This window comes from Roseovarius sp. ZX-A-9, assembly GCF_028369135.1.
GTDB lineage: Bacteria > Pseudomonadota > Alphaproteobacteria > Rhodobacterales > Rhodobacteraceae > Roseovarius.
In genome coordinates this window covers 87,845-113,381 of the sequence record NZ_JAPWHW010000018.1, presented here as the reverse complement: position 1 = coordinate 113,381, position 25,537 = coordinate 87,845, and the positions used below count along the sequence as shown (strand labels likewise).

At 62.8% G+C, this 25,537-nt stretch carries 29 protein-coding genes, 2 tRNA genes and 1 pseudogene; 12 read left to right on the top strand and 20 right to left on the bottom strand.

All coding sequences use genetic code 11. From position 1 onward, the window contains the following. Positions 1–103 precede the first annotated feature (103 nt). Together O3306_RS17015 and O3306_RS17010 are read right to left on the bottom strand one after the other, a co-directional pair. Positions 104–476 (bottom strand): annotated as a pseudogene (locus tag O3306_RS17015) (hypothetical protein); the annotation flags it as partial. A gap of 141 nt (positions 477–617) precedes the next feature. Further along, positions 618–701: transfer RNA gene (locus O3306_RS17010), tRNA-Tyr, on the bottom strand. Positions 702–837: 136 nt separating this feature from the next. On the opposite strand from O3306_RS17010, the gene rlmB reads away from it, so the two are divergent. From rlmB to O3306_RS16990, 4 genes are all read left to right on the top strand, one after another. After that, complete coding sequence (gene rlmB, locus O3306_RS17005; RefSeq protein WP_272009465.1) at positions 838–1,617, top strand: 23S rRNA (guanosine(2251)-2'-O)-methyltransferase RlmB; 780 nt, start codon at positions 838–840, stop codon at positions 1,615–1,617. Positions 1,618–2,042: 425 nt separating this feature from the next. Next, positions 2,043–2,516: a CoA-binding protein gene (locus O3306_RS17000; protein ID WP_272009463.1), complete on the top strand. Its 474-nt coding sequence runs from the start codon at positions 2,043–2,045 to the stop codon at positions 2,514–2,516. A 105-nt stretch (positions 2,517–2,621) separates the two neighbouring features. Beyond that, complete coding sequence (locus O3306_RS16995) at positions 2,622–3,092, top strand: NUDIX hydrolase (RefSeq protein WP_272009461.1); 471 nt, start codon at positions 2,622–2,624, stop codon at positions 3,090–3,092. 73 nt (positions 3,093–3,165) lie between these two features. Beyond that, positions 3,166–4,653 carry an inorganic phosphate transporter gene (locus tag O3306_RS16990; RefSeq protein WP_272009459.1) on the top strand — a complete coding sequence of 496 codons (1,488 nt, stop codon included), beginning with the start codon at positions 3,166–3,168 and terminating at the stop codon, positions 4,651–4,653. Positions 4,654–4,680: 27 nt separating this feature from the next. Here the strand turns inward: O3306_RS16990 and O3306_RS16985 are convergent, their stop codons facing one another. The 3 genes from O3306_RS16985 to hisF are packed head-to-tail and all read right to left on the bottom strand — an operon-like array spanning position 4,681 to position 6,068. Continuing rightward, positions 4,681–4,980 carry a Dabb family protein gene (locus O3306_RS16985; RefSeq protein ID WP_272009457.1) on the bottom strand — a complete coding sequence of 100 codons (300 nt, stop codon included), beginning with the start codon at positions 4,978–4,980 and terminating at the stop codon, positions 4,681–4,683. Beyond that, the gene (locus O3306_RS16980; protein ID WP_272009455.1) at positions 4,981–5,307 is read right to left on the bottom strand and encodes a phosphoribosyl-ATP diphosphatase; all 327 of its coding nucleotides are present in this window, start codon (positions 5,305–5,307) and stop codon (positions 4,981–4,983) included. It abuts the gene before it with no gap. Beyond that, the gene (hisF, locus tag O3306_RS16975; RefSeq protein ID WP_272009454.1) at positions 5,304–6,068 is read right to left on the bottom strand and encodes an imidazole glycerol phosphate synthase subunit HisF; all 765 of its coding nucleotides are present in this window, start codon (positions 6,066–6,068) and stop codon (positions 5,304–5,306) included. The genes O3306_RS16980 and hisF overlap by 4 nt, the downstream gene beginning before the upstream one ends. A gap of 93 nt (positions 6,069–6,161) precedes the next feature. Between hisF and O3306_RS16970 the strand changes: the two genes are divergently transcribed. Further along, positions 6,162–6,617 carry a DUF302 domain-containing protein gene (locus O3306_RS16970; protein ID WP_272009452.1) on the top strand — a complete coding sequence of 152 codons (456 nt, stop codon included), beginning with the start codon at positions 6,162–6,164 and terminating at the stop codon, positions 6,615–6,617. A 37-nt stretch (positions 6,618–6,654) separates the two neighbouring features. On the opposite strand, the gene hisA is transcribed toward O3306_RS16970, so the two are convergent. Then, positions 6,655–7,377: a 1-(5-phosphoribosyl)-5-[(5-phosphoribosylamino)methylideneamino]imidazole-4-carboxamide isomerase gene (gene hisA / locus O3306_RS16965; protein WP_272009450.1), complete on the bottom strand. Its 723-nt coding sequence runs from the start codon at positions 7,375–7,377 to the stop codon at positions 6,655–6,657. Positions 7,378–7,512: 135 nt separating this feature from the next. Here hisA and O3306_RS16960 point away from each other — a divergent pair, with 135 nt between their 5' ends. After that, positions 7,513–7,902 (top strand): DUF2147 domain-containing protein, encoded by a 390-nt coding sequence (locus O3306_RS16960; protein WP_272009448.1) that lies wholly within the window; start codon positions 7,513–7,515, stop codon positions 7,900–7,902. A gap of 166 nt (positions 7,903–8,068) precedes the next feature. Continuing rightward, the gene (locus O3306_RS16955) at positions 8,069–8,461 is read left to right on the top strand and encodes a DUF2147 domain-containing protein (RefSeq protein ID WP_272009446.1); all 393 of its coding nucleotides are present in this window, start codon (positions 8,069–8,071) and stop codon (positions 8,459–8,461) included. Positions 8,462–8,499: 38 nt separating this feature from the next. Here the strand turns inward: O3306_RS16955 and O3306_RS16950 are convergent, their stop codons facing one another. The 7 genes from O3306_RS16950 to O3306_RS22420 all read right to left on the bottom strand — a co-directional run bounded on the left by O3306_RS16950 (position 8,500) and on the right by O3306_RS22420 (position 13,568). Further along, positions 8,500–9,432, bottom strand: coding sequence for a glutaminase (locus O3306_RS16950; RefSeq protein WP_272009444.1), 933 nt, complete (start codon positions 9,430–9,432; stop codon positions 8,500–8,502). 3 nt (positions 9,433–9,435) lie between these two features. Continuing rightward, complete coding sequence (gene hisH / locus O3306_RS16945; RefSeq protein WP_272009442.1) at positions 9,436–10,074, bottom strand: imidazole glycerol phosphate synthase subunit HisH; 639 nt, start codon at positions 10,072–10,074, stop codon at positions 9,436–9,438. Between the two features lie 5 nt (positions 10,075–10,079). Beyond that, on the bottom strand, positions 10,080–10,667 hold the full coding sequence (gene hisB / locus O3306_RS16940; protein ID WP_272009440.1) for an imidazoleglycerol-phosphate dehydratase HisB: 588 nt from the start codon (positions 10,665–10,667) through the stop codon (positions 10,080–10,082). 87 nt (positions 10,668–10,754) lie between these two features. After that, the gene (locus O3306_RS16935) at positions 10,755–10,886 is read right to left on the bottom strand and encodes an entericidin A/B family lipoprotein (protein WP_442970015.1); all 132 of its coding nucleotides are present in this window, start codon (positions 10,884–10,886) and stop codon (positions 10,755–10,757) included. 83 nt (positions 10,887–10,969) lie between these two features. After that, positions 10,970–12,718 (bottom strand): sensor histidine kinase, encoded by a 1,749-nt coding sequence (locus tag O3306_RS16930; RefSeq protein WP_272009439.1) that lies wholly within the window; start codon positions 12,716–12,718, stop codon positions 10,970–10,972. After that, positions 12,715–13,269, bottom strand: coding sequence for an RNA polymerase sigma factor (locus O3306_RS16925; protein WP_272009437.1), 555 nt, complete (start codon positions 13,267–13,269; stop codon positions 12,715–12,717). The genes O3306_RS16930 and O3306_RS16925 overlap by 4 nt, the downstream gene beginning before the upstream one ends. Then, on the bottom strand, positions 13,266–13,568 hold the full coding sequence (locus O3306_RS22420; protein ID WP_334312358.1) for a NepR family anti-sigma factor: 303 nt from the start codon (positions 13,566–13,568) through the stop codon (positions 13,266–13,268). Before O3306_RS22420 ends, O3306_RS16925 begins: the two co-directional genes overlap by 4 nt. Here O3306_RS22420 and O3306_RS16915 point away from each other — a divergent pair. Continuing rightward, entirely contained in the window at positions 13,567–14,391 is an 825-nt protein-coding gene (locus O3306_RS16915) for a response regulator (RefSeq protein ID WP_272009435.1), read from the top strand. The genes O3306_RS22420 and O3306_RS16915 overlap by 2 nt on opposite strands. Before the next feature lie 88 nt (positions 14,392–14,479). Here O3306_RS16915 and O3306_RS16910 read toward each other — a convergent pair whose 3' ends face one another. Then, positions 14,480–14,650, bottom strand: coding sequence for a DUF1328 domain-containing protein (locus tag O3306_RS16910; RefSeq protein WP_272009433.1), 171 nt, complete (start codon positions 14,648–14,650; stop codon positions 14,480–14,482). A gap of 202 nt (positions 14,651–14,852) precedes the next feature. Here O3306_RS16910 and O3306_RS16905 point away from each other — a divergent pair, with 202 nt between their 5' ends. Then, positions 14,853–15,182 (top strand): DUF883 family protein, encoded by a 330-nt coding sequence (locus O3306_RS16905; RefSeq protein WP_272009431.1) that lies wholly within the window; start codon positions 14,853–14,855, stop codon positions 15,180–15,182. Between the two features lie 3 nt (positions 15,183–15,185). Then, positions 15,186–15,560 (top strand): phage holin family protein, encoded by a 375-nt coding sequence (locus tag O3306_RS16900; protein ID WP_272009429.1) that lies wholly within the window; start codon positions 15,186–15,188, stop codon positions 15,558–15,560. 13 nt (positions 15,561–15,573) lie between these two features. Here the strand turns inward: O3306_RS16900 and O3306_RS16895 are convergent, their stop codons facing one another. After that, a complete protein-coding gene (locus O3306_RS16895) occupies positions 15,574–16,008 on the bottom strand; it encodes a hypothetical protein (protein WP_272009428.1) in 435 nt (144 codons plus the stop codon). A gap of 84 nt (positions 16,009–16,092) precedes the next feature. Here O3306_RS16895 and O3306_RS16890 point away from each other — a divergent pair, with 84 nt between their 5' ends. Together O3306_RS16890 and O3306_RS16885 are read left to right on the top strand one after the other, a co-directional pair. After that, complete coding sequence (locus O3306_RS16890) at positions 16,093–16,824, top strand: Crp/Fnr family transcriptional regulator (protein ID WP_272009426.1); 732 nt, start codon at positions 16,093–16,095, stop codon at positions 16,822–16,824. A gap of 71 nt (positions 16,825–16,895) precedes the next feature. Next, a complete protein-coding gene (locus O3306_RS16885; protein ID WP_272009424.1) occupies positions 16,896–17,972 on the top strand; it encodes an AI-2E family transporter in 1,077 nt (358 codons plus the stop codon). Between the two features lie 263 nt (positions 17,973–18,235). Here O3306_RS16885 and O3306_RS16880 read toward each other — a convergent pair whose 3' ends face one another. The 5 genes from O3306_RS16880 to O3306_RS16860 form a co-directional block, all read right to left on the bottom strand. Next, positions 18,236–19,291, bottom strand: a complete 1,056-nt coding sequence (locus O3306_RS16880; protein ID WP_272009422.1) for a YihY/virulence factor BrkB family protein — start codon at positions 19,289–19,291, stop codon at positions 18,236–18,238. A 249-nt stretch (positions 19,292–19,540) separates the two neighbouring features. Beyond that, a tRNA-Gly gene (locus O3306_RS16875) sits at positions 19,541–19,615 on the bottom strand. Between the two features lie 179 nt (positions 19,616–19,794). Continuing rightward, a complete protein-coding gene (locus tag O3306_RS16870) occupies positions 19,795–20,595 on the bottom strand; it encodes a phosphodiesterase (protein ID WP_272009420.1) in 801 nt (266 codons plus the stop codon). 21 nt (positions 20,596–20,616) lie between these two features. Continuing rightward, a complete protein-coding gene (locus O3306_RS16865; RefSeq protein WP_272009418.1) occupies positions 20,617–24,057 on the bottom strand; it encodes a pyruvate carboxylase in 3,441 nt (1,146 codons plus the stop codon). Between the two features lie 175 nt (positions 24,058–24,232). Then, positions 24,233–25,378: an alpha-hydroxy acid oxidase gene (locus O3306_RS16860; protein WP_272009472.1), complete on the bottom strand. Its 1,146-nt coding sequence runs from the start codon at positions 25,376–25,378 to the stop codon at positions 24,233–24,235. Positions 25,379–25,537 lie beyond the last annotated feature (159 nt).

Below are 25,537 nucleotides of genomic sequence, written 5' to 3'. Positions count from 1 at the left end.
GCCGCCCGGAGCTACGACGATCTCTGGCGCGCCGTAGGACACGTCTGTGATCTTTTCACTGACGAGGAATGCTACAACTTCTTCAGGGCCGCAGGCTATGAAACCGATTGAACGCAACGCGCTCTAGCACGTTGAAAAGCCGGAACGCGCGACCATCCCCAAAGCGATCCGCCATGAAATCCATCGGCCACATCATGTTCGGCGCTTTTGGCACCGCCAGCGCGTCGGGCTTGTCCCGCTTCAATCGTTTCCGGGGGTGATTATCACCCGACAGGGTATTGCGCAGCAATGCTCCGAAAGGGGCGCAAATTCAGCTAAAGCTCGCAGTAAATCCGGTAAACTCGTTTGTGGTCCAATGGGGGCCCCTTCACGTTGCGCAGATGTAAAAAGCATAGTCCAAATCCCCATGTCTTCCGGGCCTCGGTCAACCCAATAAGCAGATCAGCTATCTGCTCATTCTCGTCGTGCAGCGGTGGAAGCCCTTCGGTATCGGCCACCGAAAGTAATATACGCCGTGTCTACTTAGGCTTAGGTAGGATGCAAGTCGCACGGGTGATGGCCCATCTCTATGGCACCCCAAAGCGTAACGCTATCTAAGTAGTTGATATAAAGAGAAATGGTGGGCGACCCTGGAATCGAACCAGGCGTGCGTCTCCGCGAGGGAGTTACAGTCCCCTGCCACACCTTGCGGCCTGTCGCCCACGATCAGGGCGAGGCCCTGTACGTGGGGCGGTTATTACGAGCGGGCATCGGACCCGTCAACCCCCGAAAATGCCTTGCGCGCACGCGATGGCCCGCGCATCCTGTGGTGCTTGAGGCTGGGCAATGAGGCACGCAATGAAAAAACCCCGTTGGGTGATAGACAAAGAGCAGGGCAAGAAGGCCGCGGCGGCCGAAACCGTGTGGCTGTTCGGGCTTCATGCGGTGCGCGACGCGCTGGCCAATCCGGCGCGCGAAAAGCTGCGGCTGGTGGTGACGCTGAACGCGCAGGCCAAGCTGGAAGAGGCCATCGCCGCCGCCGGGATGACGCCCGAGATATCGGACCCGCGCAAATTTGCCGCGCCGATTGACCCGCAATCGGTGCACCAGGGGGCCGCGCTGGAGGTCAAGCCGCTCAACTGGGGGGATCTGGAGACGCTGTGCCTGGGCGACGGGCAGCGCCCGCCGCGCGTGGTCTTGCTGGACCGGGTGACCGATCCGCACAATGTCGGCGCGATCCTGCGGTCGGCCGAGGTGTTCGGCGCCTGTGCCGTTATCGCGCCGCGCCACCACAGCGCCCCCGAGACCGGCGCGTTGGCCAAGACGGCCAGCGGCGCGCTGGAACGCCAACCCTATCTGCAGGTGCGCAACCTGAGCGACGCGATCAGGCAGTTGCAGGGTATGGGCTATCTGGTGCTGGGTCTTGACGGAGAGGCAGAGGTGACGATCGAAACCGCGCTGGAGGGGCTGCGTGACCGCCCCGTGGCGCTGGTTCTGGGGGCCGAGGGGCCGGGGCTGCGCCAGAAGACGCGAGAAACCTGTGACAAGCTGGTGAAAATCGACTTTTCCGGTGGTTTCGGCTCGCTCAACGTCTCGAACGCGGCGGCAGTGGCCCTGTATGCGTCTCAGCCCCGGTAGATTGCGGGTAGGGTGGCGGGTGACGTCATGCCGAGAATCGCAATCGGCGGGCATTCTGACGCGCTCAGGGCGCTGCTGATCCGAGGGACGGGGGCGCCACGCGCTGCGCTTCACGCCCCATTGCCTAATTTTTTCGAGAATTGTTACAAAATTTTCAACATTGTTCACGGCTCTATTACAAAGCCTTTTTAAGTTGTCCGGAGTACCTACATCTAGTTCTGAGGCAGCGACACGGAACCGCGCTGCTTCACTTCACTGTCCCTCGTTCCGCGACTGGCGCCCAAGGTCCCCCTTGGGCGCCTTTTTCTTCGCCGGGCGGTCCGTCATGTGCCGGACGCACTGGCCTTGGCGCAATCCTGCGGATGGCCGCCGTTTCGCCGTGAGAGCCGCTTGCGCGTGGCGCTGTGGCGATTAGGGTGCCTGTCATGACCCAGAACTACAGCGACGCATTTCTCAGAGGTATCCTGAGCCGCACCCGGCGCATCGCCGTAGTGGGCGTGTCGATGAACGAGGTACGGCCCAGCTATTACGTGGCGCGTTACCTCACGCTCAAGGGGTTTGACGTGGTTCCGGTCAATCCGGGGCATGTCGGCAAGGTGCTGTTTGGCAAGACGGTCGTTGGGTCACTGCAAGAGATCGAGGGTGAGGTGGACATGGTCGACATCTTTCGCCGCTCGGAACATGTGCCGCCCATCGTGGAAGAGGCTCTGGTGCGGTTTCCCGATCTGGGAACCATCTGGATGCAGATCGGCGTCATAAATGAGGCCGCAGCCGAGGTGGCGCGCGCGCGCGGTGTCGATGTGGTGATGAACCGCTGCCCGAAGATCGAGTATCAGCGCCTCTTTGGCGAGCTGCGCATGGGCGGGTTCAATACCGGTGTGATCTCGTCGAAATTGTGATGCCCCGGCAGGCGCTGCGCGCCGAAATGCGCCCGAATTTGCAATTTTGCGCGCCAACCGCTATCTCTGTCCGGCAGCAGAAATAAATAACTGAGTACAATCAGCATGATCCGATTTCTCTCGGCGGCGTGGGGTGACTACGTTCGGCCGATGTTCCAGCGCCCAAAGCGTCTGCAGGTTGCAGCGCTGTGTCATCGTGGCGCGGGCAAGGAGACCGAGGTGTTGCTGGTTACCAGTCGCGGCACCGGTCGCTGGATCATTCCCAAGGGCTGGCCGATACGGGGGCTCGACTCTCCGCAAGCGGCACTGCGCGAGGCGTGGGAAGAGGCCGGAGTGTCCGGCACCGCCGCCAACCGCAATCCGATCGGCAGTTACAGCTATGACAAGATCATGCCCGCCGGACTGGCGGTCCCGGTCGAGACGCTGGTTTATTCCGTTGAGGTCGAAAAGACCGCGACCCGGTTTCCCGAAGCGCATCAGCGTCGTCGGAAATGGATGAGCCCGAGCGCGGCTGCGGAGCTGGTAAACGAAGTGGAATTGAAGGCAATTTTGCACAATCTGGCCAGAGCCTGCTGAATGGGGTCTCTGATCGGTTGATCTTTGCCCGGCTGCACGGTTAGGTCGCCGCGCAGCGGTCGGGGGAATCCACATGAGCGCACCGAATGACAATGATCCGCGTCACCTTGAGACGCTGGACCGCGACCTGGCGCGATATTCCAACCTGGAACTGGCGACGAGCTATGTCGCGCGGCCGATCGTGGGACCGGGGCTGGCCTTGCTCTTTGTCATATTGGCCGGGCTGGCGGCGGCCCTGTTCCTGGGACAAGCCAACAATACGCTGATTGTCGTCATCGCGGCCTGTCTCGGGGCCTATATGGCGCTGAATATCGGGGCCAACGATGTGGCCAACAACATGGGGCCGGCGGTCGGGGCCAATGCGCTGACCATGGGCGGCGCCATCGTGATCGCTGTCGTATTCGAGAGTGCCGGCGCATTGATTGCGGGCGGCGATGTTGTCTCGACCATCGCCAAGGGGATCATCGCGCCCGACAGCATGGCGAATGCGACCGTGTTCATCTGGGCGATGATGGCGGCGCTGCTGGCAGCCGCACTCTGGGTCAATATGGCGACGTGGATCGGGGCGCCGGTTTCGACCACGCATAGTGTTGTCGGCGGTGTCATGGGGGCAGGGATTGCGGCGGCGGGGTTCGCGGCGGTCAACTGGCCCACGATGAGCGCCATCGCGGCAAGCTGGATCATCTCGCCGCTGCTGGGCGGTATCATCGCGGCGGCGTTCCTGTGGCTGATCAAGACGCGCATCATCTATCAGGAAGACAAGATCGCAGCAGCGCGGTGCTGGGTGCCGGTGCTGATCGGGCTCATGGCCGGGACGTTCGCCACCTATCTGGCGCTCAAGGGGCTCAAGCATCTGATTGCCATCGATTTGACCGCCGCATTGCTGATCGGAGCGGGCATCGGTGTGGCGATCTGGGTCGCGATGATCCCGGTGATCGCGCGGCAGTCCGTGGGGCTGGAGAACCGCAACAAATCTCTCAAGACGCTGTTTGCTGTCCCGCTGGTGATCTCTGCGGCGCTGCTCAGCTTTGCGCATGGGGCGAATGATGTGGCCAATGCGGTCGGGCCGCTGGCGGCGATCGTGCAGGCCTCGCAATCGGGCGATTTCATGAGCGCTGTCAGAATCCCGCTCTGGGTGATGGTGATCGGTGCGCTGGGCATCTCGTTCGGCCTCTTTCTCTTTGGACCAAAGCTGATCCGCATGGTCGGCGGCCAGATCACCAAGCTCAACCCGATGCGCGCCTATTGCGTGGCGCTGTCTGCGGCGATCACGGTGATCGTCGCCAGTTGGCTGGGCCTGCCGGTCAGCTCGACCCATATCGCCGTAGGCGGGGTCTTCGGTGTCGGCTTCTTTCGGGAATGGGATGCCGAGCGGCGGCTGAAAAAGGCACGGTTGACCATGCCGGACCGTCCTTCGTATTCCAAGGAAGAGCGTCAGCGCCGCAAGCTGGTGCGCCGGTCGCATTTCATGACCATCATCGCGGCCTGGGTCGTGACCGTGCCTGCGGCGGCGGTCCTGTCGGGGATGATCTTCTGGGGGATCACATTGATCCTGGGGTAGGTCCGTAGCGGCCTGCGCTGGCGGCCGTCAGGGCGTGCCACTGGCGGTAAAATCCGCCGCGATACGCATCTCGCGCATTGGGCGCACGCGCGCGATGCAGGCGGTGTAGATCGGGTGCGCCTTGTAGGCGGCAAGCGCGGCCTCGTCGGCGAATTCGGCATAGACCACCAGATCGGGCGCAGGCCCGCTGATCGGGTCTGTCCCGAGGTTGCGGCCCACTTCGAAATGCAGCGCATGGGGAATGTCTGCCAGCATCATCAGCCCGTCGCGGACTTGCTCCACGCTCGCCCCTTCGGCGGCGCTGAAAAAGACGATGTGCCGGATCATCTAACTGTCTCCGGTGCCGCCTGTGCGCGCCGCTTTTTCGGCCAGCCCCGATTGGGCCTGCCGCCGTTCAAGTTCGGCCATGACATCAGCCAGTGCCACGTCGCGTGATTGCAGCATGACCAGCAGGTGAAACAGCACATCGGCGGCTTCGGATGTCAGCCTTGCGCGGTCGCCTTTCACGGCTTCGATGATCGCCTCAACGGCCTCTTCGCCGAATTTCTCGGCGCATTTTTCCGGACCCATGGACAGCAACTTGGCAGTCCAGCTGCTGTCAGGGTCGGCATCCGCGCGGGCGGCGACGATTGTGGCGAGATCATCCAGCGTCATGCTGCGAGCCGCATCGGTATACCGGCGGCGGCCATGTGCTCTTTGGCTTCGCCGATTGTGAATTCGCCGAAATGAAAGATAGACGCGGCCAGCACCGCGCTGGCGCCGCCCTCGAGCACGCCTGCGACGAGGTGATCCAGCGTACCGACGCCGCCCGACGCGATCACGGGGACGTTCACGGCGTCGCTGATGGCGCGGGTCAGGGGAAGGTTGAAGCCCGCGCGCGTGCCGTCTCGGTCCATCGAGGTCAGCAGGATTTCACCCGCGCCGTTGCTTGCCGCCAGCCGGGCGAATTCCACGGCGTCGATGCCGGTGGGTTTGCGCCCACCATGGGTGAAGATCTCCCATTTGCCGGGAGAGACCGTCTTGGCGTCGATGGCCACCACGATGCACTGGCTGCCGAACTGATCGGCGGCAGCGCGTACCACCGAAGGGTCGGCCACGGCGGCGGAATTGAAGCTGACCTTGTCGGCGCCCGCCAGCAGCAGGGCCCGTACATCGGCGGGTGTGCGCACGCCGCCCCCCACGGTCAGCGGGATATAGCATTGCTCGGCGGTGCGGCTGACTACATCGAACATGGTGCCGCGATTCTCGTGCGTGGCGTGGATATCGAGAAAGCACAGCTCGTCCGCGCCAGCGGCGTCATAGGCGCGTGCGGCATCGACCGGATCGCCTGCGTCGCGCAGACCGACGAAATTGACGCCCTTGACCACGCGGCCATCGGCCACGTCGAGACAGGGGATGATACGGGTTTTGAGCATGGTTTTGCCGCCCTTTGCGTGTCACGCAATCGTTTATGGGCAATCGCGCCCGGATGCCAGAGGGTAGAGGTGAAATTGGATGGAGGGAATTTGATGAAACGTTTGATCACAGCAATCGCACTGATCTGGATGGCAGCCCCGGCACTGGCCATGTCGGACGATATCGTAAAGGTGAAATCGGCGCAGGACGTGGCCGCGACGATGGACGCGCTGGAGGCGGCGGTCACGGGGGCAGGGGCCACGGTCTTTGCCCGGGTGGATCACGCGGCCGGGGCGGCGTCGGTGGACATGGCGCTTGATCCCGCACAACTGCTGATCTTTGGCAATCCCAAGCTGGGCACGCCCGCGATACAGGACGATGCGCTGGCCGGGCTTTACCTGCCGCTGCGGGTACTGGTGTATCGCGACGGGGCCGGGCAGGTCTGGCTGGCCTATGAGGACCCCAAGGCCATGCTGTCAGGTCTGGGCGGCGTCGCACCCGATGCCGGGTATATCGCCAAGATGACCGGCGCATTGGGCAAGCTGACGGGCAAGGCTTCGGGCATGTAGGCTCTGGGGGAGGCTCCGGCGCCGTGGCGCCGGGCCTCTATCCCTTGAGGGTTGCCAGTGCGGCGCGCAGGTCAAGCGCGCCGTCATAGAGCGCGCGTCCCGAGATCGCACCGTCAAGCGCTGCGCCGCAATCGCGCAGGGCGACGAGATCTTTCAATGAACTGACGCCACCCGACGCGATCACCGGAATATCGACCGCCCGCGCAAGCGCTGCCGTGGCCTCGACATTCGGGCCCTGCATTGCGCCGTCGCGGTTGATGTCGGTGTAGATGATCGCCGCCACACCGGCATCCTCGAAGCTGCGGGCAAGGTCGGTGACCATCACTTCGGTCTCAGTCGCCCAGCCCTTGGTCGCCACGCGCCCGTTGCGGGCGTCGATGCCCACCGCGACCTGCCCGGGAAAGGCGCGGGCCGCTTCGCGCACCAGATCGGGGTTTTCGACCGCGACGGTGCCCAGGATCACTCGCGCCAGCCCCTTGGTCAGCCACATCTCGATGGTGGCCATGTCACGGATGCCACCGCCCAGTTGCGCGGGCACCGCGCAACGCTTCAGAATGGCCTCGACCGGGGCTGCATTGACCGGGGTGCCGGCAAAAGCGCCGTTGAGGTCCACCAGATGCAGCCATTCGCAGCCCGCATCCACGAACTCGGCCGCCTGTGCTGCCGGATCGTCGTTGAACACCGTCGCCTTGGCCATGTCGCCGCGCAGCAGTCGCACGGCGGCACCGTCTTTGAGGTCGATCGCGGGATAGAGGATCATCGGCCTCTCCTGAGTTGGGTTTCACGGGTGGTCTTATGCATGAGGCCGCCGGGAATGCAACGCGACCCAACGTCATTGTTGATCCGCAGGGGGCATTGCAAGCAGTCTGATCGCCAGAGTTGAGGAGGATACGTCATGAACAAGTTTGCACTGGCCGCGGCTGCGGTTCTGATGGGAGCGGGCATGGCAGCGGCCGAGCCGTTGCTGGGGATGTGGCGCACCGCCGCCGATGACAACGGCAATTCGGGCCTGATCAAGGTGGAAAATTGCGGCGCGAAACTGTGCGGCACGCTGGTCAAGGCATACGGCCCGAACGGGAAAGAGATCAAATCCGATAATATCGGGCGCAAGCTGATCTCGGAGACCGTGAACAAGGGCGGCGGCGAGTATCGCGGCAAGGTCTATTCGCCCGATCGCGGCAAGACCTACAAATCCAAGCTGCAACTCAGCGGTGACACGCTGCAGGTCAATGGCTGCGTCATGGGCATCTGCCGCAGCGGCGGCACCTGGAAGAAGGTCAAGTAAAGCTGGCAACCGCGTCACACTTGCCCAGTAAATCAAGGCGGGCAGGGCGGCCCGCGTGAATTATCTGGACGCAAGGCGGCTGCGGCCCTAGATCAACGTTTGTTCCGGCGCCACGAGCCGGGACACGCGCCCTCCGGCCGAGGGTTCGCTGGTGGAGGATACGCCGGTGAAAACAACTCTTTTCTCCCTGATCGCAGTTGCTTTGCTAGCAGCCCCGGCTTTCGCCAAAGACCCCGTCGAGGGCCTGTGGCAGGCGCCGCCCGACGCAAAGGGCCAGATCGGTCATATCGAGATCAAACCGTGTGGCGCGATGATGTGCGGCACGATCATCAAAGCCTATGCGCCCGATGGCCAAGAGGTGATGACCCCCAATGTCGGCAAGCGCCTGTTCTGGGATATGCAGGTTCAAGGTGGCGGCAATTACGGCGATGGCCGGGTCTATGTGCCGGCGCACCGCAAGGAATATGACGCCAAGATGAAGCTGAGCGGCAACAGCCTGAAGGTGAAGGGCTGCGTCGGTCCTGTCTGTCAGGGGCAGACCTGGAAGCGGGTCAGATAGTGAGGCGGTGACGTGCCCGCCCGCGGGCAAGAAAAGCCTCAGCTCGCCGCTGCGCCAAAGACCGACCAGCCTGTGAGGTCGGTCAGGCGCTGCATCGCCTCGGTTCCAAGCTTTGAATTGCCGTAGTTGTTCAGCCCCGGCGCCCAGACCGCGATAGAGGCGATGCCCGGCGCGATGGTCAGGATGCCGCCGCCGACGCCGCTCTTGCCGGGCAGGCCGACACGGTAGGCGTAATCGCCCGATCCGTCATAATGCCCGCAGGTCATCATTAGCGCGTTTATGCGGCGGATACGGCTGGGCGCGACCATGCGCGGCGCATTCTCGCAGGCAGTCAGGAAAAGGCCCGCATTGGCCAGCTGCGCACAGGTCATCTCGATGGCGCATTGGTGGAAATACGTGCCCAGCGTCAATGCGGGCGGATGCCGCAGGTTGTCATGCGACAGCAGGTAATGGGCGAGCGCGAAATTGCGGTGGCCGGTGGCGATCTCGGATTGCGCGACGCTTTCGTTGATATGGATGGAATCGTCGCCCGCCGCCTCGCGCACGAAGCGCAGGATGGAGGCCAGCGTCTCTTTCGGCTCGGAGCCTTCGAGAATGGCGTCGGTGGTCACGATGGCGCCGGCGTTGATGAACGGATTGCGCGGGCGGCCCTTTTCCAGTTCCAGCAGCAGCACACTGTCAAAGGCCTGTCCCGACGGTTCGCGGCCGACGCGGTTCCACAGCCGGTCGCCCAATGTTCCCAAGGCCAGGGCGAGGGTGAAAACCTTGGACACCGACTGGATCGAGAACGGCTTGTTCGCGCGTCCGGCGGTCAGCAGCGGCTGGCCGGGGCGGGCCACGGCGATACCGAACTGGTCGGGGTCAACGGCGGCCAGTTCGGGGATATAATCGGCAACGCGGCCCTTGTCCGCTGTGGCAAAAGCCGCATCGGCGACCTGATCGAGGATGCGTTGTAGCCGCCCGTCGTCCATCGCTCACGGCCGCCAGCGCAGGAAGTTCGCAATCAGCGCCAGCCCGGTGGCCTGACTTTTTTCGGGGTGGAACTGCGTGCCGATGATGTTGTCTCGCCCCACGATGGCGGTGACCGGGCCTGCATAGTCCACATGCGCCAGCAGATGCGCCGGATCGGTCACCTGAAACTGGTAGGAATGCACGAAATAGGCATGCTGACCGGTTGTGATCCCGTCCAGCACCGGGTGGCTTTGGTCCACCACCAGATCGTTCCAGCCCATATGCGGCACCTTCAGCGCCGGGTCTGCGGGTGCGATGGGGGCGATCGTGCCCGCGATCCAGTCAAAGCCGGGGGTCTCGGTATATTCTAGCCCGCGCGTGGCCAACATCTGCATGCCGACGCAGATGCCCATGAACGGGCGCGCGCGGTTGATCACCATCTCGTGGATGGCCTCATGGATGCCACGATGATCAAAGAGCGCCTCGCGGCAGGCCGGGAAGGCACCGTTGCCGGGCAGAACGACCCGCTCTGCGCCCAGAATCACATCCGGGTCGGAGGTCACGCGAACGTCGCCGGCGCCGACCTCGCGGGCCACGCGTTGGAATGCCTTTTCGGCCGAATGCAGGTTGCCGCCTTCGTAGTCGACGATGACAGTGGTCATGTGGTCTACAGCGCCCCTTTGGTCGATGGGATTGCGTCGGATTTGCGAGGGTCGGTCTCGATCGCGGCGCGCAGGGCGCGGGCAACCGATTTGAACGCGGCCTCGGCGATGTGATGGCTGTTGATTCCGTGCAGCGCATCGACATGCAGCGTCATGGCCGAATGAGTCGAGAAAGCCTGAAAGAATTCGCGCACCAGTTCGGTGTCGAACGTGCCGATCTTGGCTGTGGGCAGATCCACATTCCACACCAGATAGGGCCGCCCGCTAAGGTCAAGTGCGGCCCGCACGAGCGCGTCGTCCATCGGCAACAGGCAACTGCCATAGCGGTGGATGCCGCGCTTGTCTCCGAGGGCCTGGGACAGCGCCTGACCCAGCGCGATGCCAACATCCTCGACCGTATGGTGATCGTCGATATGCAGATCGCCGGCACAGCGTATCTTCATGTCGATCAGCGAATGGCGTGCCAGTTGGTCCAGCATGTGGTCGAAAAAGCCGACCCCGGTCTGGTTGTCGTAGCTGCCGGTGCCGTCGAGGGTGATTTCGACGGAAATATCGGTCTCATTGGTCTTGCGGGTCACGGTCGCGCGGCGCATGGCAATCTCTCGTCCAGAGGAATGTGCCGCCCTTATAGGCACAAGCCCTTGCCGCGCCAAGAGCGCGCAGACCGCGCGAGCTGCCGCTTAGCTCTCGGCAGTATCGCTGATTGCCTTGCCAACCGATTGGATGTCCTTGCCTGCGCCCTCTACGGTTTCGCAGGCAGCGAGACCAAAGAGCGTGAAGGCAGCAATCATGCAGCGGAGTGTCGGTGTCATTCGGGATCTCCAAGGGTTGGTTGCGGGCGCTGGTCGTGGAACGCACTGGCGCAGCATTGGTTCCGGCAGGAAGTGGGGCGATTTCAGTAATCGACCTGCTCGACGAAGGTATCGGCGTCATGTGCCGTGAATGTGACGTGCAACTCGTAGCGGTCGGGCAGATCGTTGATTTCGAGCGTGCCATCAAGCTGCATCACGAAGGAATCGATCAGTTGCGAGCCAAGCCCCGAGGGCGAGGCATCCTCGACAGGCTCTGCCGATTCGTCACGTGAATTGACCACGCTGAGACAATAGACCCGGTCCCCTTGATCGTGCAGGACCATTTGCATCCATGCGGGCTTGCCCCCGGCGGGGCCGGCGTATTTCACGGCGTTCATCGCGGCCTCGGTTGCCAGCAGGCAGAGCGGCACCGCCTGATCCGGGGTGATTTCCGCCGGGCAGATATTGGTCGAGACCGAAATATGCCGATCCCCGTCCTCCATGCCACCAGCCTTGACCAACTGGCTGACAATCGATTCCAGCAGGTCGTTGGCCTGCACAACCGACAAGGAGCGCGCGGTGTAGAGCGTGCGGTGGATCGCGGCCAAGGCCATCACCCGGTCCTGGACGCGGCGCAAAAGCAGGCGGGCCTCGGGGGTGCGGGATTTGCGGATTTGCATGTTCATGATGCTGGAGATCAGTTGCAGGTTGTTCTTGACCCGGTGGTGCACCTCCTTGAGCAGGACGGTCTTTTCCGCCAGATCCTCTTCACGGCGATGTTCGTGTTCGCTCAGCCTGCGGGTCATTCGGCGAAACGCTTCGGCCACGACCTCCAGCTCTTCGGGGGGATTGTCCAGCCTGGCATCGGTAAAGTCGATCCGACCGGCGGAATACATGCGCATCCAGTTACGCAGCCGGTAGATGTGCCGCACCACGAGGCGATTGATGCCGAAATAGGCCACCACCATCGCCACCGCCCACATCAGAAGAGGAAAGTAGAGCGCGATGGTCGAGGACGAACCGAGCAATGCGCCGCTGCGCTGCGGCTCCCAACTGCCGAGGCCGTAAACGATGCCCTCGACAATCGGGACCACGGCAAAATCACGCTCTACCCCGGCGCGGTTCATGTGCTGGAAGGTGCGGGCGTCACCCTGCACCAGATCGATCAGCTGCATGTCGGCAGGCAGGGACATGCGCCGGTCATCGTCAAAAGCCTGAGTGGCCAGCACCTGGCCCTTGGCATCGAAAACCAGAAGATCAACGGCCTGATCGTTGCCCGCCACAAGCAGTTCGTTGGCGATCGCGTAGGGGATCGCGATCCAGACTGCGCCCAGATATGTCCCGTTGTCGATCACCGGGACGCTGACGCTGAGCACCATGCGCCCGTTCAGAACCTCGCTCGGGCGGGTTTCGACCCGCGGGGCGTGGTTGGCCTGACTGTCGGCAAAGATATCATCCTTGGACAGTTGGCCGCGTTGCCCGGACGACGAACAATGCAGCACGCCGTCCTCGGTCACATATCCCACAAAGATGTACTGTTCGTTTTGCTGATCGAGCGCCGCCAGAACGGTGTTGCAGGTCTCGACATTGGCGCGCAGGACCGTCGCCACGGAGGACACCGCATTGGCCGCGCCAATGGCGGACTGGATCAGTTCGCGTTCGGCCGATGTCATGGACTGTGTGCGTTGCAGAAGCGCGGTTGCCGATAACGACCGCGATTCGCGCAGGACATTGGACGTCTGGTAAACCGAGATCAGCCCAAGTGGAAGGATCGCGATGCTGAGTATCGCGATCAATTGAACAACCAGCCGTGTATACGGTTTTTGTCCGTCTACCGCTGGCAGCCGTTTCATGCCGCGGGCTTAACCGACGTAACTGCCAAAGTTGCGGCATCGGTCATTTCCAGCTCTTCCTCGTCTTCCAGATGCATCAGCTCCGCCAGCCTCTTGCGGGCGCGGTTGGTACGGCTCTTGATCGTGCCGACGGCGCAACCGCACATCTCGGCGGCCTCTTCGTAGGAGAACCCTTCGGCGCCGACCAGCACGAGCGCCTCGCGCTGCTCGTCGGGTAGCTGGGCAAAGGCGGTGCGGAAATCGTTCATCGCAAGCCGACCGTCGTGATGCGGCTTTTCCGACAGTTGCTCTGCCATCACCCCATCCGGGTCCTCGACTTCGCGGCGGCGCTTGCGGTGCAGCGAATAAAAGGTGTTACGCAGGATGGTGAACAGCCAGGCGCGCAGGTTGGTGCCCGGCTGGAACTTGTCGAAATTGCTCCAGGCCTTGACGAGGGCGTCTTGCACCAGGTCATCGGCGGTCGCTGAATTGCGCGTCAGGCTCATGGCGAACGCCCTCATGGCGGGCAGGTGCGTTACCAACTCGTCTCTGGGGTCTGAATGCGAGGTCACTTCTGGTGCCCATCCTCTTTATCATCGCTCTCGGCTTCCTGCTGGCGCAATTGCTCCAGCAGTTTGGTAAAGCGGTCGGGCACCTTTTCCTGGACGGCTTCGGAATATACCCGGCGTAGGTTGGTATCTATGTCTTGTTCCACACGGCTGACTCTATCTTTGTTTGGCATTTTCAGATCTTCTGCGCTTTCAATCACTGTTTTACGGCGCGCGAATGGAATTTTCGCGTATGGTCGGGAACCTAACACGCCGGGCGGCGTTCGGTTCCCGATAACATCGAAAAAAATTGAGGATGTCATGACGCAAACGATGGGACACGCAAACCTAGCTGACAAGATCGGGCAGGAATTGCCCTATTTGCGGCGCTACGCGCGGGCGCTGACCGGCAATCAGCAGACCGGCGACACCTATGCCGCCGCAACGCTTGAGGCGATACTGGCGGACCGGAGCCTGTTTGACAGCGCGCAATCGGCCAAAGTGGCCTTGTTCAAGGCGTTCAACCAGATCTGGGTCTCTTCGGGGGCGCCGGTCGACCATACCGATGGTGAAGGCGATGGGTCGCCAGAGGCGCGCGCACAATGGCGTCTGGCCGGGCTGACCAAGCACAGCCGCGAGGTGCTGCTGCTACATGCGATCGAAGGGCTGACCATTGATCAGGTTGCCGAGGTGATCGGCGCGAGCAAGGATGAGGCAGCCGAGTTGCTGACGATTGCGCGCACCGAAATGGCCAAGGCCGTCACCGGCCGTATTCTGGTGATCGAGGATGAGGCGATCATCGCGATGGACATCATGGCGATCGTCGAGCAGATGGGGCACCGCGTCACCGGCAACGCCCGCACCCGTGACGCGGCGATCAAACTGGCGCGCAAGGATCCCCCCGACATGATCCTCGCCGATATCCAGCTGGCCGACAAATCCTCTGGCATTGATGCGGTTGCGCATATCCTCAAAGAGCAGGGCGATATCCCGGTCGTGTTCATCACGGCATTCCCAGAGCGGCTTCTGACCGGCGAGCGCCCCGAACCCGCCTTTCTAATCACCAAGCCGTATTCCGAAGAGCAGGTCTGCTCTGCGGTGAGTCAGGCAATGTTCTTTGCCAGCACCCAGACGCTGTCGACCTGAGCGCGCGGTATCCGGACAGACAAGAGGCCCCCGCAGGTGATGCGGGGGCCTTTTTTGATCTTGGTGTGAGGGGGGGGGGCGAGGGCGGCTAGCTGCGCGCGTGTTTGATGATAGAGGCGATCAGGCTGAGCACAAATAGAGCTAAGAAGATGAAGAAAAGGATCTTGGCAATCCCGGCCGATGCCGATGCGGCCGCGACAAAGCCGAACGCCCCGGCGATCAGGGTGATTATGAAAAAGATCGCGGTCCAATACAGCATCTCACCAGTCCCTCTCGGTAGGTTCCGTTATCTGCGCAACCCGGAGCAACCGCAGCGGGTTCCGGAAAATCCGGGGTTTCGGCCAATCTGCGACTGACTGACGCGGCCCCGCTTTCGCGGGAAATTACGCGGGAACCATTGGGTGATCCCGGCGTTGACCGGGCAGAAGTTGCATAACGCAAACCAAAATGGAGATGACGACATGGCACAATCCAAAAGTTCGGCAGAGTCTGGTGGGGCAACCGTCGAGGAGCTGACAAGCCAGATCGAAGCACTGAAGGGCGATATCGCGGCCATTACCGGGACCCTCGCGGATCTGGGGGCCGAGACGCGTGATCAGGCCAAGGCGCGGGTGCGTGATGCGGCTTCTGATGTAAGGGCGCGGAGCGAGAAACATCTGAAGGACGCACAGGCGTGTGCCGAAGATCTGAGTGCCCAGGCAACGGATGCGGTCCGCCAGCAACCCGCGATGGCCGTCGGCATCGCCGTCGGTGTCGGGTTTCTCATCGGCCTCGTGACAGCGCGGAGATAGCGCATGCTGGGCTTGGTCGACACACTACGGCAGGAGGTCCGCGCAGCCGCGCGGGCCGCTGCGCTGAGATCGGTCGCAATGGTGCTGTTGTTGGTGGGGCTGGCGTTCCTGACAGCGGCCCTGTGGCTGTTCATCGTGACCGTTGCCACAGCGCTTACAGCGGCCGTGGTGATTGGCGCGCTCTATTGCGGGGTGGGATTGATCCTGCTCGCGATGGCGTCGTTCCGGTCGGGCGGGCATACTTCCGCCCATACGGCGGCAAGCCCCACGCCCGGTGCCACGCCAACGCCGCAGGCACCGTTGGTACAACTGGCCGAAGGCTTCGCGATGGGTATGCAGGCCGGGCGCGCAGCGCGGTCACCGGGCCGCGGCAGCTAGCCTTGCCGCGGTTTCAGTGCGCCGCTGCCGGTCCGTCCGGGGCCGGCGCATTTTCCAGCGACGCCAGAACCATGGTGTCCGTAAAGGGGCGGGCCAGCAAGGTCACGCGCTCGGGCTGCGGCGGGGCAAGCGGAGCGTCATCCCCTTCCGGTTCATCACAGGTAAGGATCAGCTGCGCACCACGTGCGCGCAGGAACCTGCCCATCCCGCTCTGGTCCAGCTCTTCGGCGCGCATTTCAAGGAATGCGGCAGAAACCGCGCGGATATCGGCCAGCGCCTCGGGAATCCGCGCGGCGGATCTGGCATGAACGACCCGGCAGGTGAAGGCCGCCTCGAGCGTTCCGATCAGGTCGGCGGCGATCAGCGGATTCGATTCGAGCACGAGATAGACCCGCATCGCAGTATCCGTCGTGTCGGCAGGCGTCGCCAGGCACATGGTGTCCATCATTCTTCATCCTCAGACTGTCGCGCGATGATGGAACAAAACGACGTGTCGCGCATTAAACTATGACGTGTGTGGAGGAGATAGATGATGCAGACGGAATGCCGGCGCTGCCCACTGAGAAAATTTCCCATCTTCGTCAAGATGACCGACCGCGAGGTCGATTTCATGCAGAGCTTCAAGGTCGGGGAATTGAAAGTGGATGCCGGGACCACGCTCATGATGGAAGGGTCCAACAGCCCGCAGCTTTACACGCCGCTGCGTGGCATGGGCCTGCGCTACAAGACATTCGAAAGCGGCGAGCGGCAGGTCCTGAATTTTGTTTTACCGGGCGATTTCATCGGCTTGCAGGCAGGTGTCATGCACGAAATGCAGCATTCGGTCGAGGCGACGACGCACATGACCTTGTGCGTTTTCGACCGCAAGGCGCTTTGGACGATGTTTCGCGATTACCCTGAACGCGCGTTTGACCTGACCTGGCTGGCCGCTGTCGAAGAGCATTTTCTGGGCGAGAGCCTGGCTGCCGTCGGCCATATGGACGGGCTGGGCCGGGTCGCCCGCGCCTTTGTCAGGCTACATGACCGGGCCTTGGCGATTGATCTTGTGACAAAGGACGGGATGCATCTGCCGTACAAGCAGCAAGATCTCGCCGATGCGCTGGGCCTGTCACTGGTGCACACAAACAAGACGCTGAAGAAATTGCGCGAACGCGAGATTGCCATCTGGCGCGACGGGCAGCTCAAGATCCTGTCCTATCCAAAGCTGTGTGCGATGGCGGAACTCAGCGAGGCGCGCGAGCCGGTCTTGCGCCCGCTGATCTGATTGATGCCGGTTTTTACTGGCGCGGCCCCGGGATGCGGGTGCCGGGCTTTCCACCCTGAAAGGTGCCATAGATGTCCATCAGTTCCGACCGCGACGCGGTACAGCGCACCGCCCTTGTCATTCTTGCGATTGTCACGACCTTTGTCACCCTGAAACTGGCCGAAGATATCCTGGCGCCAATGGTGCTGGCACTGGTCACCGGCGTGATCCTGTCGCCGCTCGGCCGCATGTTTGAACGGCTGGGATGGCCGAACGGTCTGGTGGCTACCGGAGTCGTCGTGCTGTGCATGTTGCTGGTCGGGGTCGTTGCATTCCTTGTCGAGCCATTGATCTGGCGACTGGTCGAGACACTGCCGCGGATCCGCTGGGAATTGCGCGGTTTTGTCGAGCAATTCCGCGACCTGATACAGGGCCTGTCAGAGGTGAACCAAGAGGTCGAGGAGGCATTGGGCACGAATTCGGGGGCCGGAACCGGGGGCGGCGAGGACGTTTCCGAAAGCATGCCAAAGCTGACCGACGCGCTGTTTTTCGCGCCGGTGATCATCGCGCAGGCGCTGGTTTTTCTGGGCACTCTGTTCTTCTTCCTGCTGACGCGTCGGGACATTTACGATTGGATTTCGGACCGCGTCACAGGCAGCCCGCAGGATGCAGGCCGCGTGCGCGGGCGTTTCAGAACCGCCGAGGCGCTGGTCTCGCGCTACTTTCTGACCGTGACGATCATCAACGTGGCGCTTGGCGCAGCGTTGGCGTGCGCGTTGATCATTGTCGGATTGCCCGCGCCGCTGGTCTGGGGCGTGGTTGCCGCCGGGCTCAATTTCGTACTCTATCTGGGGCCGATGGCGGTCACGGCTGGGTTGCTGGTGGCCGGGATCGTGGCCTTTGACGGGCCGACGGTTCTGGCACCGCCGCTGATTTTCCTGTGCCTCAACATGGCCGAGGGTCAATTCATCACGCCAGCGCTTGTCGGGCGGCACATCTCGGTCAATCCGCTTTTGGTGTTCGTGTCGCTGGTCGTGTGGCTGTGGCTGTGGGGGCCGATTGGCGGTATCGTGGCGATCCCGGTTCTGGTCATCACGATGGCGATGCTCGATATTTTTGAAACGGACGACGCGGCCACCGAAGAGGCGCAGGATCAGCCATCAATTTGATGGCGTCACGGGGGCTCTGCGCCCCGAATCCTTGTGGTGAATGGACTGCTCGCTCTGCCGTGCCCCTGTACCGAAACAGACGAAAAAGCCCCCGCCGCGCTGGGCAGCAGGGGCCAATGCCACACCGGGAGGGACACAAGGGGTGCGGCAGGACGATGCCGGGTCAGGGAGGGAACGCGGCGTGTCCGGGGTTGAGACGCGGCAAGGCAGACTGCCGGTCTGACAGGGTAACACCGCCGGGCGGCATTTCGTTCCGGTCAGGATCAGGATTTCTTGTCCGGCCCGGCAAGTGTTTCGGGATGCGGGCCGTCGCCCGGCTCTTCACCCGAATCGTTCGCCAGGCGGGCGGTCCCGTCTGCATCGCGCACGTGATCGGCCACCCAGGCCTGCCGCCGCCCCGGCGGGGCCGATGCGCCAACGGTCGTGTCATGCGTGGTCGACAATTCCAGTTCGGCGTTCACCTGTGCGCCCAGCAGTACCACATACGCACTGAGATACAGCCAGAAGAGCAATGCCACCACCGCCCCGAGCGAGCCGTAGACTTCGTTGAAACTTCCGAAGTTGCGCAGATAGATCGTGAATACAGCCGACCCTGCCGCCCAGAGGACCAGTGCCAGAACCGCCCCCGGCGTCAGCCATGGCACCCGTGCGCCGCGTCGGTTGGGGCCGTAGCGATAGAGCAGGCAGATGCCGAAGAAGACCACCAGCAACACCACCACCCATTTCACCGCGGCAATGATCATCTCGGTCAGCGCCGGGATCGCCAGAAAGGCGAGCATGGCGGGCAGGATCACGATGCAGGCAAAGGCAAAGACCCCCACCAGGATCAACAGGACTGTCAGGAATATCGCCACCGCGAAGCGCCGCAGCGGATTGCGCCGATGTTTCTGGCTGTAGATCGAGTTCAGCCCGCGGATCAACGCGGCGATGCCGTTGCGGGCGGTCCAGATTGCCAGCAGCAGCGACACGAGGCTGGTCACTTGCAGGGCAGAGTTGTTGGCGGCGACAAGTACGCTCACCTGATCGTTCAGGATGGCGAAGGCCTCTGAGGGCAGGAATTGTTCGGCGATGCTCATCTGCTGGGCAATCATGACAGGGTCCGCCACATAGCCCCACAATGCTATGATCGCAGCAAGACCGGGAAAGATCGACAGCAGCGCGTAAAAGGCGACGCCGGCAGACACCAGACCCAAGTTGCGCTCGTCCGCTTGCTGCATTACCCGGCGCGCTACTCGCCACCAGACGCGCCAGCCCAGACGTGAAGGGTGGGCGGCGTCTGTAGCGTTCGGGGCGCTCTGATGAGGGAGGGTGTCGGTCATGGCCGCAGCCTATCATGGCTCATGCGCCACGCCCACTGTGTCCGGTGCTTGTCGAAGGCCGATGACCAAGATGATTGCCCAAAGATCGAGGGCCAACAGGATGAGGCCACCGAGGCCGGTGATGTCCAGCATGGAGTGTCTCCTGCAAGGTAGGCTAGGTCACCTACGCAACGCGCAGACCGGTGCCGAAGTTCCTTCGGGGGAGAGGCGGCTCAATGGCCGATTATGCTATGTATGATTGGAAGAATTTGGAGCGGGTGATGAGATTCGAACTCACGACATTTACCTTGGCAAGGTAACGCTCTACCCCTGAGCTACACCCGCGTCCTTGGGTAGGGCCGAGATACGAACTCCGCGCGGTGGTGGCAAGTGCAAATCGCGCCTTGATGGCATTTTTTTGCCCAGAATCTTCCGGACACAAATATCCGGGGTCCGGGGCAGGGCCTCCGGGGCCTGTGCCCGTGCGAGAAGCGTCATTTTGCGCGGCCGGGCGTGCTGGCGGGTCAGTCGTAGAACAGGGCCTGCCGGCCGGGGATGTCGAAATCTTCTGAATGCACGACCACACCGGCGCCAGTCAGGTAGAGCAGGCCATAGGCACCCGGCTCGTCGATCGAGGTATGTTCGTCCATTCCCGGACGCAGGATCGGCGATTGATGGCAGCTGCTCTTGAAGAGGGCGGTGGGAATGCCGCCCGCGCCGCCTGAAATCGTCCGGTGCACATGGCCGCTGATGATCTGGCAGACCTGCGGGTAGGCGTCCAGCAGGGCCAGCAACTCGGCCTTGTTGGTCAGCCCGATTCGGTCCATCGAGGCAAAGCCCACATCCATCGGCGGGTGATGGGCAAAGACTATCACCCGGCGCGTGCCGGCCCCGTCCAGCGCTGCGCGAAGCCAGTCAAGCCGCGCGGTGCAGAGCCGCCCGCTATGCTTGATTTCGGCGTCTTCATCGACTGTGTCGAGAAGGATCAGCCGGTAGTCGCCGGTGTCGATCACCTGTTGCACATGCCCCGCCTGGGTCAGCGGCGCATCCGGGAAGGCCGCGCAAAACGCCGCGCGCCGGTCATGGTTGCCGATCATCAGATGCACCGGAATCGGGCAATCGGCCAGCGCGGCACGCAACCGTTCATATTGCGCGGGGCGACCGTGATGTGCCAGATCGCCACAGATCACGATTCGCTCCGCATCGGGCACTTCGGCCAGCGCGTGGCGCAAACCGCTCAGCAGCCGGTCTTCGGGATCAAGGTGGCCGATGCGCTGGCCATGTTCGACAAAATGGACGTCGGTAAAAACCAGGATCTTTTGCATCGGCCTTCTCCCATGGCGAGGTTATTCGAATTCGATCAGCAGGTCCTTGGCGTCGATCTGCCCGCCCGGCTGGACATGCACGGCCTTGACGGTCGCATCGCGTTCGGCGTGAATGCCGGTTTCCATCTTCATCGCTTCGATGGTCAGTAGCAAATCGCCTTCCTTGACCTGCTTGCCCACGGTTGCGGACACACTGGCCACGACCCCCGGCATCGGCGCGCCGATATGCAACGGGTTGCTGGCCTCGGCCTTGGGCCGCGCCGCTGTCGTCGCCTTGACCAGACGGTTCGGCACCCGGATCACCCGCGGTTGGCCGTTCAGCTCGAAGAAGACTTTGACCTCGCCATCTTCGCCGGTTTCACCCACTGCCTGCAGGCGGATTTCGAGGATCTTGCCGGGATCGATTTCGGCAGTGATCTCTTCGCCCGGTTGCATGCCGTAAAAGAAGGTATGCGTCGGCAGGCTGCGCACCGGACCATAGAGACGGTGGCGCCCCATGTAGTCGAGAAACACCTTGGGATACATCAGGTACCCGCAGAGATCCTCGTCATCGACAGCTTTGCCTTCCATCTCGGCGATCAGATCGGTGCGGGTCTGCTCCAGATCGACCGGCGGCAGGTGCTTGCCGGGGCGCTCCGTGTTCGGGGCCTCGTCCTTGAGCACTTTCTTGACGATATTCGCCGGAAAGCCACCTGGAGGCTGGCCGAGATTGCCGCGCATCATGTCCACGACAGATTCGGGAAACGCCAGATCGCGTGCGGGATCTTCGACTTCGGCACGGCTGAGGCCTTGGCTGACCATCATCAGCGCCATGTCGCCTACCACCTTGGAGCTGGGCGTGACCTTGACGATATCGCCGAACATCTGGTTCACGTCCGCATAGGTCTGAGCCACTTCGGGCCAGCGATCTTCCAGACCGAGGCTGCGTGCCTGCGCCTTGAGGTTGGTAAACTGCCCACCGGGCATTTCGTGTAGGTAAACCTCGGAGGAGGGCGCCTGCATGCCGCTCTCGAAGGCCGCGTAATGGGCCCGCACCGCATCCCAGTAATCCGAGATTTCGCGCACCGCGCTGATATCAATCCCGGTGTCCCGGTCGGTATGGGCCAGCGCCTCGACGACGCTGCCCAGTGTGGCCTGGCTGGTGTTGCCGCTGAGCGCGTCCATCGCGCAATCGACAGCATCCACGCCCGCGTCTGCGGCGGCAAGGATGGTGGCGCAGGCGATGCCGGCGGTGTCGTGGGTGTGGAAGTGGATCGGCAGGCCGACCTCTTGTTTGAGGGCGCGGATCAGAACCTTGGCCGCTGCGGGTTTCAGCAACCCGGCCATGTCCTTGAGCCCCAGCACATGCGCGCCTGCGGCTTCCAGCTCCTGCGCCATGCCGACATAGTATTTCAGGTCATACTTGGCACGGTCAGGGTTCAGGATATCGCCGGTGTAGCAGATCGTGCCTTCGCAAATCTTGCCCGATTCGATTACCGCGTCCATCGCGACACGCATGTTCTCGGTCCAGTTGAGGCTGTCGAACACCCGGAAAACGTCGATGCCGGTGTTGGCCGCGACGCGCACGAATTCCTGCACGACGTTGTCGGGATAGTTGGTGTAACCTACGCCATTCGAGGCGCGCAGCAGCATCTGGGTCATCAGGTTGGGCATCGCCGCGCGCAGGTCGCGCAGCCGCTGCCACGGACATTCCTGCAAGAACCGGTAGGCCACATCAAAGGTGGCACCGCCCCAGCATTCGACCGAAAACAGTTGCGGCAGATTGGCGGCATAGGTCGGCGCCACCTTGATCATGTCGTGGCTGCGCATCCGTGTGGCCAGCAGCGATTGGTGACCGTCGCGCATCGTGGTGTCGGTGATCAGCAGGCGTTTCTGCTTTTTCATCCAGTCAGCGACGGCGGCGGGGCCCTTCTGCTCCAGAAGGTTGCGGGTGCCCATGGTCGGCTCGCCTTGCGGCTCTGGCGGGCGCGGGTTGCGCAGGTTTGCGCGCGGACTCGGCCGATCCTTGGTCTCGGGGTGGCCGTTCACGGTGATGTCGGCGATGTAGGTCAGCACCTTGGTGCCGCGGTCGCGCCGGCGCGAGAACTGGAACAGCTCGGGCGTCTCGTCGATGAACTTGGTGGTGTATTCGTTGTTCAGGAACGTGGGGTGTTTCAGCAGGTTCTCGACAAAGGCGATATTGGTGCTGACGCCGCGAATACGGAATTCGCGCAGCGCGCGGTCCATCCGGGCAATCGCCTTTTCCGGGGTCGGTGCCCAAGCGGTGACCTTGGTCAGCAGGCTGTCGTAATAGCGGGTGATCACCCCGCCGGCATAGGCGGTCCCGCCATCAAGCCGGATGCCCATGCCGGTGGCCGAGCGATAGGCGGTGATGCGGCCATAGTCAGGGATGAAATTGTTCTGCGGATCCTCTGTGGTGACCCGGGTCTGCAACGCGTGGCCGTTCAGGCGGATGTCGCTCTGCGCGTCCTTGCCGGTGGCCTCGGCCAGCGACTTGCCTTCGGCGATCATGATCTGCGCCTGAACGATGTCGATGCCGGTGACTTCCTCGGTGACGGTATGCTCTACCTGCACGCGGGGGTTGACCTCGATGAAATAGAACTTGCCGGTCTCCATATCCATCAGGAATTCGACCGTACCGGCGCATTCATAGCTGACATGGGCGCAGATCTTGCGGCCAAGCTCGCAGATTTCTTCGCGCTGCGCCTCGGTGAGATAGGGCGCGGGCGCGCGTTCGACCACTTTCTGGTTGCGCCGCTGGACCGAGCAGTCGCGTTCGAAAAGGTGGTAGATATTGCCATGCTTGTCGCCGAGGATCTGCACCTCGACGTGGCGGGCGCGCGTGATCATCTTTTCCAGATAGCCCTCGCCGTTGCCAAAGGCGGCCTCGGCCTCGCGACGCCCCTCCAGCACCTTTTCTTCCAGTTCAGCCTCGGACTCGATCGGGCGCATGCCGCGCCCGCCGCCGCCCCAGGATGCCTTGAGCATCAGCGGATAGCCGACTTTGGCGGCCTGGGCGCGGATCTTGTCCATGTCGTCGCCCAGCACATCGGTGGCGGGGATGACGGGCACGCCGGCCTCGATCGCCACGCGGCGGGCGCTGGCCTTGTCACCAAGCGCGCGCATCGTGTCGGCTTGCGGGCCGATGAAAGCGATGCCATTGGCGACGCAGGCATCGACGAAGTCGGGGTTTTCAGACAGCAGGCCATATCCGGGATGGATTGCATCGGCGCCGCAGTCGCGCGCGACGCGGATGACCTCTTCGATGCTGAGATAGGCGGCAACCGGTCCCATGCCCTCGCCGATGCGGTACGCCTCGTCCGCCTTGAAGCGGTGCAGGCTCAGCTTGTCCTCTTCGGCAAAGACCGCAACGGTTCGCTTGCCGAGTTCATTCGCGGCGCGCATGATGCGGATAGCGATCTCACCTCGGTTGGCGATCAGGATTTTCCGGAATTCAGTCACTGGTCTATCTCTCCCTTGCCGATTCTTGCCATCATGCGCCTTGGTTTAGCTGAATATTGCCGCAGCGCAGCGTAAATCTTTCGCAGTTTGTAGGATTTGTGCATGGTTTGCGCAATAGCCGGGCCGCTCGGTTATCCCGGTCGGGGGGCAATTCCTGCCCGATCGGGTAGGGATATTACCCGACCAGATGACGCGACGGCACGTCTTTCAGCGACCGGGTGCCTAGCTGACCCATGTTGGCAATCAGGTCGAGCCGCAGCATGTCGGTCAGATGCTCTGGCCCGGTCGGTCCAAGGGCCGCCAGCGCATAGTGCCAGGGGCGCGCCAGCATTACGAAATCGGCGCCGAGTGCCATCGCGCGCAGGATATCGAGCCCGCCGGTCACGCCGCCGTCGAAAATCAACGGCAGGTCGGTTTGTGCGCGCAGGGCGGGCAGCATGTCGATCGTGGCGGGGGCGGCGTCGAACTGCCGGCCACCGTGGTTGCTGATCCAAATCGCATCGACCCCGGCGCTTTGCAGGCGCGGCACCATATCGGGATCGAGCACGCCCTTGACCACGAATGGCCCGTCCCATGCATCGCGCAGCCAGTGTAGATAGTCCCAATCCGGCGACGTGCGCAGCAGATAGCCCGCGTGGCCGTTCGACGGCAGGCCCTTGGTTTCGCCCGAATAGCTGTCGATCATTTTCATCCGGGGCAAGCCGCGCCGCGCCATGCCCGCCGCCCATGCCGGACACATCGCCACCTGCGCCATCAGGCGAGGCGTCAGGCGTGGCGGCTGTGTCAGCCCCGAGCGCACCTGCCGTTCGCGCCGCGAGGCGACCGGCACATCAACGGTCAGCACCAGCGTGCCGAACCCGGCAGCCCGCGCCCGGTTCAGCATATCGGTCCGAATTGCGGGATCGCGTGGCGGATACATCTGGAACCACGCATGTGCACCTGCATGCGGGCCGACATCCTCGGGCGTCTGGCTGGCCACGGTCGAGAGCGTGTAAGGGATGCCCGCCGCCGCCGCTGCCCGCGCCAGATGCGCCTCGGCATCCGGCCAGATCAGGCCCGACATGCCCACCGGGCCGATACCGAAGGGCAGGGGCAATGTCTGGCCCAGCAACTGCACGCTCAGATCCGGTGTGAATTCGCCGTGCAGGATGGAGGGCATCAGATTGACGCCGGCCAGCGCGCGGCCGTTTTCGGCGCTGGTTCGTTCGGTGCCGGTGCCGCTGTCGAGATATTCCCATACGAAACGCGGCAGGCGCTGGCGGGCGCGGGCCTTGAGGTCCGAAATTGCGGGGTATCTGGCGTGCAGGTCCATGTCCGCCATTTGCCCCGCGCGCGTGGCATTGTCCAGCAGGTGCTGCACCAAAACAAAACCCAAAGGGGCATGGATGTCGCGCGAAAGCGCGGTTAGGCGCGGGCAGGGAGTAGAGCCGGATGGCCGGCTTCAACTGTCATCCGGGAATGAAAAGGCGTTCGTCCCGAA